Origin of the sequence: Coleofasciculus sp. G3-WIS-01, assembly GCF_040223135.1 — a bacterium.
GTDB lineage: Bacteria > Cyanobacteriota > Cyanobacteriia > Cyanobacteriales > Coleofasciculaceae > Coleofasciculus.
Window position 1 is genome coordinate 17386 of sequence record NZ_JAVJZI010000167.1, and the last position, 12042, is coordinate 29427.

A 12042-nucleotide genomic window follows, 5' to 3' on the forward strand; every position below is an offset into this window, starting at 1 on the left:
TTAAGCTAGAGAAAAAAGGGTAATCTAGATAGCTGGCTTCGTGCAGACCGCCTGCTCTTGGAAAACAAACCGCTAATTAATTTCCGCCAAATATATATATGGTATGATTATAATTTTTGTCAGCATAAATAAATTAATAGATTGGGGAATTTATGACAAAGCGAAAGAAAAAAGGATAACTGAAAACTATCCTCAGCCAGTTTTGAGTTCAAAAGGTAATAACTTTTAATCCCCTTAACTTATTGTTTCTAACTAAAGCAGAAACCGGAGTAAACAGAATGAGTCAGGCAGATAAACTCAAATTATTGATAGTGGACGATGAGCCTGACAATTTAGATTTATTATATAGAACGTTTCGGCGAGAGTTCCGGGTTTATAAAGCCGATGGAGCAATGAGCGCTCTAAGCATTTTGGATGAACAGGGAGAAATGGCAATCATTATCTCTGATCAGCGGATGCCCCTGATGAATGGTACAGAATTCTTGGGGAAAACAGTTAATCGCTTCCCCGATACAATTCGTATTCTCTTAACGGGGTATACAGACGTTGAAGATTTAGTAGAAGCAATTAACTCGGGCAAAGTATTTAAGTATATTACCAAACCCTGGAATCCGGAAAGCCTAAAAGTCATCGTTCAACAGGCAGCGGATACCTACCGAGTCCTCAAACAAAGAACCAATGAACTGAGCCGCGCTTTACGTCGCGAAGAACTCTTTAATGTCGTGACAACAGCCATTCGCGAATCCCTAGACTATAGCAGTATGTTGCAAACTGTTGTCACCACGATTGGTCAAACGTTCGAGGCAACGAGTTGTATCCTGCAACCTGTCGATGGTAATCACCTGATTTCAGAATCATTCTCTTACCAAGCTGAGCCAACAAAAGACTCTAAATCTTTACCTGATGTTGAACCGATTGTTCAAAATGTTCTGGAGTTCCGGAAAACCCAGCTTGTTCAACAACTCAGTGATGGTAATCATTCGGTACATCTGGTTGTTCCTCTGATCTGGCAACAACAGCTATTGGGAGTGCTATCTCTTTATAAGCAACAGTGTGATCATCCCTGGATGTCAGAGGACATTCAACTCATTGAAGCTGTCGCTGAACAGGCAGCTTTAGCAATTTCTCAGGCAAAACTTTACCAACGCACCCAGTTACAAGCCGAACAGATGCGGGCTGAATTGGAGGTGGCTCGCCAGATTCAAAATAATTTGTTACGCCAAAGTTTACCCGATGTGGAAGGGGTTAGAGTACAAGCCCACTGCTACCCAGCAAGAGAAGTTGGCGGTGATTTTTTTGAAGTATACGTGCATCCCCAGGGAGATGTTTGGTTAGCCGTTGGTGATGTGTCGGGAAAGGGAGTCCCCGCTGCTTTATTTATGGCAAGTGCGATTTCTATTTTGCGCCGAGAATTGGCTCAAGAAATCTCTCCAGAACCTGAGGTGGTAATGGGAAACCTTAACAGCATTATGTCAGATGATCTATTCAGTACCAACTGTTTTATCACGATGGTTTTAGCACGATATACGCCAACCTCGCGGCAGCTTGTCTATGCTAACGCGGGTCACATTTATCCTTTGGTTTGGGCTCATCGTTTAGTTGCCCAACAGCAATCTGCACCGGAATCATCTGTAACAGTAGAACCGGATTACCTACAAGCTAGGGGGATTCCTTTGGGTATTCTACCTGAATGGCAGGCAAAAGCTGGAACTTTGACGTTACATACAGGTGATGTTTTGCTGCTGATCAGTGATGGTATTACAGAAGCAACGGTGAAGCAGGTTAAGCATTGCTCCGATTCTCAAAACCATAAATCTAGTAAATCCCTGACGAATTCAATGCTGGGAACATTAGGTCTTTGGCAACTTCTGCTTCAGGAGCCAGCTCCCTTTAATCTACCCCATTTATTAGTTCGCATCCGCGAGGAGACTAACAATGTTCAGGAAGATGATCAAACGATTCTCTCAATGGAGGTTTTATAGTTGATGAAAACGGAGCTGCATGTACCAAGTGACTTGAAGTTTTTGACCATTGTCGAAAGCTGGTTACTGGGAAGTTTGGAGGTAGCATTAGGAGATTCAGTGGATTGGCAACGTCAATCGAGTCGGTTAAGACTGGCGTTAGTGGAAGCCTATTCCAATGTTGTGCGTCATGCTCATCGCGATCAACCCAATTTACCCATCTTGATTCGCTTGGAACTCAAAGAGCGAGACATTGCTTTGGAAATTTGGGATCACGGCAAAGGGTATGACATCACTAACTATAATCAACCCTCTCCAGAAGCTAAACAAGAAAGCGGATATGGTTGGCTGATTATGCAAAAGCTTATGGATAGAGTCGAGTATCGCTTGCAGATCAACGGTCGCAACTGTCTCAAGATGGAAACGAGCTTGCCTAAAGCTGACGAATGATTGCTGATTGCCCCTATTTTTAAAAACATATAATTATAACACATTATCGAATGTGGGGCAGTAATTGTTACAAGATTTTATAAAAAAGCCGATATTTCTAATGAAATCTATAAGGTTTGTTAAATTTGCTTGATTTAGATATCTTAATCTATAGGATTTTAAATAGTTAAGTCTCAAGAGCGACTTGAGATATCTGTTTAAGGATGCCCCTTGTTCTCTTGCTGGTGAGCATTTTTAAACAAGAGTTAGCCGTTAAGTTTAGTGCAATCAAAAATTTTGTTCCTATGACACAGCCGTTTATCTTGTCTCCCCGCTACCGACTAGATGACGATTCCCCATGGTTGGAAGGAATTGATCCATCACGCCACTACTGGATTGCCATCAATGGTGATCCGGATATCCAGGTAGCGATTCCAGGATTAACGGTGTCATCACTTAAGGAATGGAAGCAAAGCATTCGGCGGTTCCGAAGTCTTCAACCGGGCGCTCGCATGGAAGTAGTGCGAATTGCCAATACCTTGACCATTGAGTGTATCAGCGCCAACTGCTACGCGATCGCGACTGAAATTGACGGCGCGGTGGTCTGGCATTTATTTGACCAAGAAGCATTAGAGAGTTTATTGATGACAGCTCATCCCGATTGGCTTTGTGCACCCAGAGATATTGAGTTGGGGCGTCAAAGGCTAGCTCGTTCCTGGGAGCAAGTGGCGGCTTAATTAGTCATTCGTCATTGGTTGAGCGTCTGAAGCTGAGGAGTTCTTGAGGTGACGCTAACAGCTTAATTCTGACGAAACTAATCGTTTGTTCGGGAGTGAGAATAAATATCCAGCCCACATTGACACTAAAGAGCGGTGTCTTTACTTTGCCCTTGACTTGAATTTGAGTATCCCCGCTTTCTTGGGGTTCCACAACTCCCGTTTTGGGCAACAGCTGCATATCAATGGCTTCAGCCTTTAGATAGGTTGCGATCGCGGCTTTTCCTTCAATGGGTTCCTCAAACGGCGGCTGCATCACACCGTTATCCGTAAACAAGGCGGCTGTTGCTTCATAATCGCCAGCATTCATCGTTTCAACGTAACGCAAAATCACGGACTGGGTAATGCCCTCTATAGTCATTTCTTTTCTGATTGTTGGTAGGAATGGCTTTCATTCATAATAGAAAAACTTGCAAAAGTATGCCCTGTGATGACCAAGGACAAAGGAAAAAGGACAAATGACCAAAGCAATCAAATTAAGCAAAAAGCGCGATCGCTAGGATTTCATCGCTGTGGTATTGCAGGGGTAGAGGGGAATGCTGACGAACAAGCCACTCAACACCTAAAAACCTGGTTGGCTCAGGGTTATCATGCTGACATGGACTGGATGCAGAATCCTCGCCGCTTGGATATCCATACCTGTATACCAGGGGTTAAATCAGTTATTTCAGTTGCCCTAAACTACTACACACCTCACCAACGTCCTCAGGGAAACGACTACGCGAAGATATCCCGTTACGCTTGGGGACGAGATTACCATAAGGTAATGCTCAAAAAACTCAAAGCATTGACCCACTGGCTACAAGCCCAAGGGGAAGGAATCCAAGCTCGTTACTATGTAGACACAGGTCCAGTACAAGATAAAGTGTGGGCAGAACGTGCCGGAATTGGTTGGATCGCTAAAAATGGTAATGTAATTACGCGAGAGTATGGCAGTTGGGTGTTTTTAGGAGAAGTTTTAACCAACTTATCTTTGACACCCGATACTCCCCATACCCAACATTGCGGAACCTGTACCCGTTGCTTGGAGGCTTGTCCGACCGGAGCAATTGTTAAACCCTTTGTCGTAGATGCCAATCGTTGTATCGCTTATCATACAATTGAAAATCGAGCGGAGGAACTCCCCCCATCCATCACCCCTCATTTAGAGGGTTGGGTAGCTGGGTGTGATATCTGTCAGGATGTTTGTCCTTGGAACCAACGCTTTGCTCAAGGGACGGATTTAGCCGACTTTGAACCCTATCCAGGGAATGTAGCGCCCAAGTTAGCGGAACTGGCGACACTTTCAGATCACCAATGGCATCAACGATTTCCGGCATCAGCCTTGCGACGCATCAAACCCCAGATGTGGCGACGTAACGCTAAAGCCAATCAACAGAAGTAGACCAACAATATCGCCATTGGACTTAAGATCGTACAGAATTTTGCTAAAAAGGTAAGCAACCCCGGTCTAAAGACACGGAGCTTTAGCCAAATAAGTTAAAGCTGTGCTTACCAGCCTAAGTGCTAAGCGCACTACGTTATCGGCAAGTATGAGAATTTTTTCTCAGATCGGTAATTTGATTGCTAATCTAAGCGATAGGAAATGCTTTAGAGCATCTTAATATAGAGAATTCTATAGCCACAAGGGCGAGCCATTATGTCTCACGACGTCAGTACTCACGAAAAGGCAAACAAGCCATCAACCACCTCCACTACTATCCCGGCTTGGTCAGCCGAAGCCGATGCGGATAAGTTAATGGATGATTTATTTGCAGATCTTGACCGTATCTTGGAAGGGAGTAGCAAATTACCGACGGAACCGACTAAGCCAGACTATGTATCTTTACAGTCGATTGTGATTCCCCCCATCACCGCGCCTCCCGCCGTGATACCTGCTCAAGACTTGGTGGAACAGCCATCTGGAGAGAAAAAGGAAACGTCCCAAACCCAGTCTGCACAGACGAAAGGGACAAAGAGTACCCGTTCCCATGGCAAAGGAGCAGGTTGGTCTATTGATAAATTTTTATTGGTAATGGCTCTGATTTCAGTGGGTCTAACCGCACTGTTGCTACTGATTACCCAGAAACAACGGTTTGCACCCTGGTTGCCCAACTTTATCACCTCACCGTCTACTGAAACCCAACTCCCCTCAGCAGCGGATTCCGAGTTTGGAGATTATGCTTTGGATGCGCTAAAAAAAATTGACAGTAAAGCTAAAGACAGACAACAAGCCGCGATCGCAGGTGGTGGAAATCCTCCAGTTTCGACCAACTTAGGTGCGAATCCACCGGGTACAATTTTGGAAAGAATCTACTATCCGGTTTATCCACCCCAAAATTCCTGGATACCGCCTGTACCCCCCGCCAACTCCTCGGTAGCCTCTCCGCCAGCCCCAGCCCCTTCACCTGCTGCCAATCCGCCATTACCCACCCCACCACCACCTCAAGTCACTATCCAAACACCGCCACTACCCCCTCCAACGGTTGCTCCATCAGCACCGCCAACAACCTCAGCACCGCCAACAGCCTCAGCACCGCCAACAGCCTCAGCACCGCCAACGCCACCAGCACCGCCAACGCCACCAGCACCGCCACCGCCGCCTCCGGTCAAACATACTCTAGTGGGAGTGCTAGAGTTAGGCGAACGTTCTGCTGCCTTATTTGAAATTGATGGGATCACTCAGCGAATTAACATGGGTGAAGCCATTGGCACAAGTGGCTGGATGTTAGTGGATATCAACAACGGAGAAGCCATTATTCGACGTAATGGAGAAGTTCGCTCGGTTTACACTGGGCAGACGTTCTAAATTAGAGGTGATTACGAGGCGATCGCATCACACACTCGGCAAAAAAAGTGCCAACGTTCAAATGCCAAACCCTAAGCGAGTACCAACATGGCAGCTTATACAGTTGCCTAGAAAATGATGCCACAAAAACACGATCGCGGCTGTTCCGGTACAGTGATTTGCCCCTAATACCTGAACCTGATAGTTCGCCAAGGTTTCCACCGTTGCGTGAGCGCGATCGCGACTCGCCCGGTTCAGGTGCATTCCCCCAATTACGGCGTAAAACTTATCAGTTCCGGTGATTTGGGCAATATAATTGAGGGTATTAATCACACCTGAATGAGCGCAGCCTAAAATCACCACCATTCCTGCGGGTGTATCCAGAAACAAGGCTTGATCATCGACAATCAAATCCACTTTCTAAATTATGATTTTTTATGCGATCGCGGAAGTTTCACGACAAACTCAGTGCCTTTTCCGGGTTGTGAACGATAGTCGAGAGTGCCGCGATGTTTCTCCACAATTTTATAACTAATTGATAATCCTAATCCCGTTCCCTTGCCAACAGGTTTGGTGGTGAAAAACGGTTCAAACACTCGTGACTTGAGTTTGGCTGGTATTCCCACTCCATTATCCTGAACGCGAATCGCTACAGTTTCATCGTCTACTGTTTGAGTCAAAATATCAATCCTTGGCTGCTTCACACAAGCGGATTCTAAAGCATCAATCGCATTAATTTGGCTTTCTGGGCTTCTGATTCAGCAATTGAGCGAGTTTGGGCGTAGAGTTCAGCTTGCGTAAGCGCGATCGCCAGTTTATCGGCTACCCGTTCTAACAAGTCTACTTCGCTATCACTCCAATGTCGCGTTTTCCCACTATGACTGCAACAGATAGCGCCAATTTTTTTTTTAGCTACGGGATTAAAATCGGTATAACGGTAATGTCCTTGTTCATCGATATCGATCACGAAAATGGGATGATCGACCTTTTCGTAGATACTGCGTAAGCCGAAGCAACTCTGTTGAGTGGAGAGAATAGACCTGGCTGCAAGTTCTAGAACGATTTGAGCGAGCCAACTCTAAGTAATTAATTAGATTGGCTCTTGGTCTATTCTACCACTGTTTAAAATTCCTCTCCCGTGGCTACTGGACTGACACAGCTAAAATTGTGGGATAGGTTGTAGGTTGGGTTGACGACAGGAAACCCAACAAAAGATAGGGCTCGCATCCCTTACTACAAGCCGAATCTAATTCATCAAATAAGGTGTGCCACGCCACGACTGGACTGACACAGCTAAAATTGTGGATTAGATGTGACCATTGAATCGGGCGCACGTCTATGCGCCCCTACGGTTTCCGGGCTAATGCTTAATTCATCAAATAAGGTGTGCCACGCCACTACAGCGGTTGCATACTCGATGTAATACACCCAAAGAAGAGTAAAATAGGACTTTTTTCTGACTACTGTAATACACCATTTTAACAATACTGTGCAGATCAGTCGATGGGCATCAATTTGCTTTCCCAGCGGGAAATCGGCAGTTTTTTCGTTAACTCCAGCCGCTGGTTCTTGCCATAACTGCTGCTAGCAGGGGCAACAGAGTAAATCCGATTAATTCACCTTTGATTAGCCAGGATAATCGATTTATTTGACCAATGTCTAAACACTGATTAATGATGGTGGGCGTTGCCCACCCTACGGTATATTAATGGTTTCGGCGATCGCCAAAAACAAATTTTCAGTGCCATTGGTTCTAAGTCTCACTTACAGTCTCACATCCGTGACGGTGTTGATGACGGTGTTGATGCTCATGTTCATGATCATGACATTCACTATCTTCTGTCACCAAAGAACCATTAAGATAGGCGTCAACCGCTTTATCTAGATCCGTTTCTTTCGTAATCACCGGTTCAATTCCCTTCTGTTCCAGACGGTGTACCAAATTTTTTCCCATTCCCCCAGCAATCAAAACCTGCACATCATCTAACGGATGAGAGTCATTGGGTTTGCTATTGTGAAATGACTGTTCGGGGGACAATTCCAAAATAGTTTTAGCGATGATTTCATTGTCTTTAATGTCGTAAATCCAAAACTTATGGCAATGTCCAGCATGTTCGGTTATGCTTGTTTTATTTTGACTGGCGACAGCAATTTTCATGATTTCTCCTACTTTTAATGAATGGTTGCTCGAACGGGCATGAAGGTTACGCGGGTGGATGCTCGTGAGGCTGGCGAGTGTTGATGCCCAGTAAGCGATAAATGCCGCAAAAGCCAATCGCCGCACTGAAAGCAAGCACAGCGGCGGCGATATCCAATCCAACCACTAAGCCCGTATCTTGATAAACACTCAACCCTGCATAAAGCAAAAGCTCTGCTAATAGTAAGCGAACAATCTGATCTAAGCGTCCGACATTGTTGAACATGATACTTAATCTAAACTAACAGTAGATTTTTCGGCGTTCTGACACTCTGCACCGATTGCCCAATGGTTACGGCAATCCTAGGTTCAATGGCACTGAAATAAGCTGTTTGAGTTCGCTTGATATATCGTAGGGTGGGCATTGCCCACCAGCATACCAGTCAGTACCATTCATCCTAGGTTATTGGCTGAGAGTGTTTCCCGCCTTGCCTGGGAAACTTGTAGTTATTTAATTAAAAATATCACTAGATAGTTAATTAAGCAACTACAAGGATGCAAGGTAGTAGAGACATTGCCGATAATACCTCTACAGAGGCGCTGGGAAAGTCTGCTTAATATCAAGTTGTGGTTCATAGTGGTGTGACACGCCTAAATTGATGGTAATAATTGGGTTTATAGGAAGATCTGCGAGCCTAATATTTTGTTGGGTTTCCTGTCGTCAACCCAACCTACTTGTATAGCAGACCTAATCTAATGGATTAGAACTGTAGGGGCGCACAGACGTGCGCCCTTTTACCACACAGACGTGCGCCCACAAACTTTGCCCCCAGAAAACCCGTAAAATATATTCCACGATTTTCACTGTGTCACACCAGGAATTGTGGTATATTTATCAGCTCATAATCCCAATTTATCCAAAACAGGTTTAGGTGAAACAACGTGCTTGTTAATCCCCAGTTTCCCCGGTTTAATCCCTAACGCCAAGCCAATAATTTCCGTGATATAAAGAATGGGCAACTTATAGGAAACATTGTACGCCTTCTCGATATCCGGCTGTCTCAGTTCTAAATTATTGGCACACAACGGACAAGCCAAAACCATACAATCTGCCCCCAAGGATTTTGCCTCATCTAAAAGGCGCTTAGTCAGTTCAAACGCCACCTTTTCCTGGGGGACAAGAATCGGTCCACCACAACACTTTGTCTTTGACCGAAAATCAACCACCTCCGCCCCACAAATCTTAGCTAATTTATCCATCGACATAGGGAGCACTGGAGAATCCCATCCCGTTAAATCCTGGGGTCGAGTTAAGAGACATCCATAATAACAGGCAACCTTTAAACCCCGCAACGGCTTTTTGATCCCGCTGGAGATATCCACATCATTCGCCAAGACATCGACGACATTTCTCACCTTGATCTTAGAGTCAGAAACCGATATCCCCATCTGCGACAGAATCGGCGTAATCTTATTGCGTTCCCTCTCGTTTTCTAATGCCTTAGCCGCCTTGGCTGACTTGTTATAACACCCCGAACAGGATGCCAAAAGATCGCGATTTTTTTGTTGCGCCAGCACCACATTTCTCGCCGCTAACGCCATCCCCACCTCATGAGAAACCCCAGCCGCGATAGAACCGCCACAACAAGACCAATCTTCAATTTCCTCCAATTCAATTCCCAGTTTTTGCATCACCACCCGGGTCGAGATATCAAACTCCTTGGCTGAGGAATGGAGGCTGCATCCTGGATAGTAAGAATATGTCATTTTTTACTCGCTTTTTCTAATGCTTGATTAAATGTTTTCGGGTCTTTCACTTTAGCCGGAAAGGGCGACAACTTACCCCGAAGCGCTAATTTAATGCCCAAATCTGCTTGTTCCACCATGGCTTCAATCCCGCCATATTGATGCATAAGTTCTGGTTCAAAGACAATCCCGCGTTTCTTGACTAACTCCACAAAGATCTGATTAAATCGGGTTGAGTCATTCTGAATTCCTTCGCGGATGGCAAGGGCTTTAACCGCCTCAATTACATCGGCTGGTCGTACTCCACGGGGACATCGGGATGTACAGGTGTAACAGGAGGTACATAACCAGAGGGTGTTACTTTTGAGAATAGTTTCCCATTCACCCCGTTGCAGCAACAGAATCAGCTTTCTGGGGGAAATATCCATGCGCTCAAAGTTGGTACATCCTCCACTACAAGTACCACACTGCATACAACTCGCGATCGCGGCATTCTCACCCCCCTCAGAGATCACCTTATCCATCACTTTTTGACTGATTTTATCACCATCAACCTGGCGATCTTTTCTAATACCAAAGAAGCATTTATTTTTGGCGATCATTGATTTAATCCTCACTGATGTACAACCTGCTTTTTACTGACAAAATGCCCATTAGTCGCTGATTCAAATTGGGAGATAGAACCAACCTTAGTGGCGAGAAAACCCGCAATTTCCGCCGCCGCCGAGTAAATTTCACAATCAGGTATCTGTTCTTTAACTTCAATTGCTACCTTAACCGCATTGGTACAACAAACTCGCGAACAGTAATTATTATTTACTTTTTCATCGCGAGAACCGACACAATGAACCATGGCTATTTTCCGTGGCGCCCTTCCCGATGCCGTTTTCACTGTTTGCTGTTTTAGCATGGCATCTAGTTCAACCGAGGTGATAGAATTATCGTAGATATCGTATCCATACTCCTCTTTAAACGAAGCATCAAAATGGTTAAATCCCGTCGCAACCAGAATCGAAGCCGCCTCAATTTTTTCCCCGGTTGAAGTGGTTACGGTAAAGTTCGGGGCTGAACCCTCAATCCGATTCACCGTACAATTGTTTAACACCCGGGTTCCATGGAGTCCGGCTTTGAGTTCAGCGATGATTTCTGAAGCATCGGTAAAATCAGGAAAAACTTTATACCATTTCTTTAAATGTCCCCCCAATTCGGCGTCTTTCTCAATTAACGTAACCTCTTGTCCTAACTCGCTGAGTTTCCCAGCCGCAGCCATTCCCGCTGGACCACCACCAATTACGACTACATTTTTGCCCATTGTTTTCATCCTTGCGATATTTACCAATTTTGCTGTTTGTCAAGCGAAACTATACTGAAAGAGTCGTTTAAGGAGGTTGATGGAAATAAACCGAACTTGGTTAACTTCTGTCAATCTTCCTCAAGCCCTTACAAATGACAAATGACAAATGACGATTTTAATTGTCCCCACCGACTTAAAACGAATGCCACTGACTGGTATGCTGGTGGGCAATGCCCACCCTACGCTATATCAAAGGTTGGGGTGATTTCCTAATGCTTATTTCAGTGTTATTAGACTTAAAACGGTCGTCTCCGTTCTTCAGCCGTCTTAGATTTGTCATAAGGAATACCGATTTTATCCAGCAACGGTTCGACAGGAACCGCCTTGGCATTTAGTCCACAATCCTTAAAAGGGTCATAGCCTAAAAGCAACCCAGTCAGTTGGGCGTAGTCGAGAATGGATACGTTAAATTCTTCTTCCAAGACTTCCTTAATAGTTCCTTGTTCGGCATCCAGGAACACGGTACAACCCGGACAGTTGGTTAAGATTAAATTACAGTCTGGGTGTGCTTCTTTCAGGCTGGCTAATTTCTTATAAACACTCCCGGCGGTGTAATCCCGATTTTCAGGAAACGCACATTGGCGGAAGCCCATCCCACAACAATGTCGGCGTTCGGGATAATCAATAATTTCCGCACCAAAGGCTTCTAAGATATCCAATTGCCCCACAGGAGGTATGACCAGGGGCTTCCCGCAGTTCGATGCCCAGATCATTTTTTAATATCTTATAGGCGATGCCTTCGGTATAAGGGGCGGCACTTTGGAGAAAACAACTGCGGAAGCATCCCCATAAGTTTCCACCTGGGTCATCGACGCTGGGGACTTGTTTTTGGTGTCTTTCCCAGGCTTGATTTTTTCCGGCTAATTTCATGA

17 protein-coding genes are annotated in these 12042 nt (G+C 45.1%); 5 read left to right on the plus strand and 12 right to left on the minus strand.

Going from position 1 to position 12042, the window contains the following annotated elements:
* Window positions 1-278: 278 nt before the first annotated feature.
* From RIM23_RS16050 to RIM23_RS16060, 3 genes are all read left to right on the plus strand, one after another.
* Window positions 279-1982 carry a SpoIIE family protein phosphatase gene (locus tag RIM23_RS16050; RefSeq protein ID WP_446368202.1) on the plus strand — a complete coding sequence of 568 codons (1704 nt, stop codon included), beginning with the start codon at window positions 279-281 and terminating at the stop codon, window positions 1980-1982.
* A 3-nt stretch (window positions 1983-1985) separates the two neighbouring features.
* The gene (locus RIM23_RS16055; protein ID WP_446368203.1) at window positions 1986-2411 is read left to right on the plus strand and encodes an ATP-binding protein; all 426 of its coding nucleotides are present in this window, start codon (window positions 1986-1988) and stop codon (window positions 2409-2411) included.
* A gap of 284 nt (window positions 2412-2695) precedes the next feature.
* Window positions 2696-3127, plus strand: a complete 432-nt coding sequence (locus RIM23_RS16060; RefSeq protein ID WP_446368226.1) for a hypothetical protein — start codon at window positions 2696-2698, stop codon at window positions 3125-3127.
* A gap of 4 nt (window positions 3128-3131) precedes the next feature.
* Here the strand turns inward: RIM23_RS16060 and RIM23_RS16065 are convergent, their stop codons facing one another.
* On the minus strand, window positions 3132-3527 hold the full coding sequence (locus tag RIM23_RS16065; RefSeq protein ID WP_446368204.1) for a ketosteroid isomerase family protein: 396 nt from the start codon (window positions 3525-3527) through the stop codon (window positions 3132-3134).
* A 69-nt stretch (window positions 3528-3596) separates the two neighbouring features.
* Here RIM23_RS16065 and queG point away from each other — a divergent pair, with 69 nt between their 5' ends.
* Together queG and RIM23_RS16075 are read left to right on the plus strand one after the other, a co-directional pair.
* Window positions 3597-4550: a tRNA epoxyqueuosine(34) reductase QueG gene (queG, locus tag RIM23_RS16070; RefSeq protein ID WP_446368205.1), complete on the plus strand. Its 954-nt coding sequence runs from the start codon at window positions 3597-3599 to the stop codon at window positions 4548-4550.
* Window positions 4551-4805: 255 nt separating this feature from the next.
* Window positions 4806-5954, plus strand: a complete 1149-nt coding sequence (locus RIM23_RS16075; RefSeq protein ID WP_446368206.1) for a hypothetical protein — start codon at window positions 4806-4808, stop codon at window positions 5952-5954.
* A gap of 57 nt (window positions 5955-6011) precedes the next feature.
* Here the strand turns inward: RIM23_RS16075 and RIM23_RS16080 are convergent, their stop codons facing one another.
* The 11 genes from RIM23_RS16080 to RIM23_RS16130 all read right to left on the minus strand — a co-directional run bounded on the left by RIM23_RS16080 (window position 6012) and on the right by RIM23_RS16130 (window position 12040).
* Entirely contained in the window at window positions 6012-6350 is a 339-nt protein-coding gene (locus RIM23_RS16080) for a hypothetical protein (protein WP_446368207.1), read from the minus strand.
* Window positions 6351-6358: 8 nt separating this feature from the next.
* Window positions 6359-6613: a sensor histidine kinase gene (locus RIM23_RS16085; RefSeq protein ID WP_446368208.1), complete on the minus strand. Its 255-nt coding sequence runs from the start codon at window positions 6611-6613 to the stop codon at window positions 6359-6361.
* 35 nt (window positions 6614-6648) lie between these two features.
* Window positions 6649-6900 carry a GAF domain-containing protein gene (locus RIM23_RS16090; RefSeq protein ID WP_446368209.1) on the minus strand — a complete coding sequence of 84 codons (252 nt, stop codon included), beginning with the start codon at window positions 6898-6900 and terminating at the stop codon, window positions 6649-6651.
* Between the two features lie 786 nt (window positions 6901-7686).
* Window positions 7687-8091: a NifB/NifX family molybdenum-iron cluster-binding protein gene (locus RIM23_RS16095; RefSeq protein ID WP_446368210.1), complete on the minus strand. Its 405-nt coding sequence runs from the start codon at window positions 8089-8091 to the stop codon at window positions 7687-7689.
* A gap of 46 nt (window positions 8092-8137) precedes the next feature.
* On the minus strand, window positions 8138-8356 hold the full coding sequence (locus RIM23_RS16100; protein WP_446357527.1) for a YgaP-like transmembrane domain: 219 nt from the start codon (window positions 8354-8356) through the stop codon (window positions 8138-8140).
* Window positions 8357-8366: 10 nt separating this feature from the next.
* Window positions 8367-8495, minus strand: a complete 129-nt coding sequence (locus tag RIM23_RS16105; RefSeq protein ID WP_446368211.1) for a hypothetical protein — start codon at window positions 8493-8495, stop codon at window positions 8367-8369.
* Window positions 8496-8970: 475 nt separating this feature from the next.
* Window positions 8971-9837, minus strand: coding sequence for a CoB--CoM heterodisulfide reductase iron-sulfur subunit B family protein (locus RIM23_RS16110; RefSeq protein ID WP_446368212.1), 867 nt, complete (start codon window positions 9835-9837; stop codon window positions 8971-8973).
* Complete coding sequence (locus RIM23_RS16115; protein ID WP_446368213.1) at window positions 9834-10418, minus strand: 4Fe-4S dicluster domain-containing protein; 585 nt, start codon at window positions 10416-10418, stop codon at window positions 9834-9836. The genes RIM23_RS16110 and RIM23_RS16115 overlap by 4 nt, the downstream gene beginning before the upstream one ends.
* Window positions 10419-10429: 11 nt before the next feature.
* The gene (locus RIM23_RS16120) at window positions 10430-11128 is read right to left on the minus strand and encodes an FAD-dependent oxidoreductase (RefSeq protein ID WP_446368214.1); all 699 of its coding nucleotides are present in this window, start codon (window positions 11126-11128) and stop codon (window positions 10430-10432) included.
* Window positions 11129-11406: 278 nt separating this feature from the next.
* Window positions 11407-11829: a heterodisulfide reductase-related iron-sulfur binding cluster gene (locus RIM23_RS16125; protein WP_446368215.1), complete on the minus strand. Its 423-nt coding sequence runs from the start codon at window positions 11827-11829 to the stop codon at window positions 11407-11409.
* Entirely contained in the window at window positions 11792-12040 is a 249-nt protein-coding gene (locus RIM23_RS16130) for a hypothetical protein (protein WP_446368216.1), read from the minus strand. Before RIM23_RS16130 ends, RIM23_RS16125 begins: the two co-directional genes overlap by 38 nt.
* Window positions 12041-12042 lie beyond the last annotated feature (2 nt).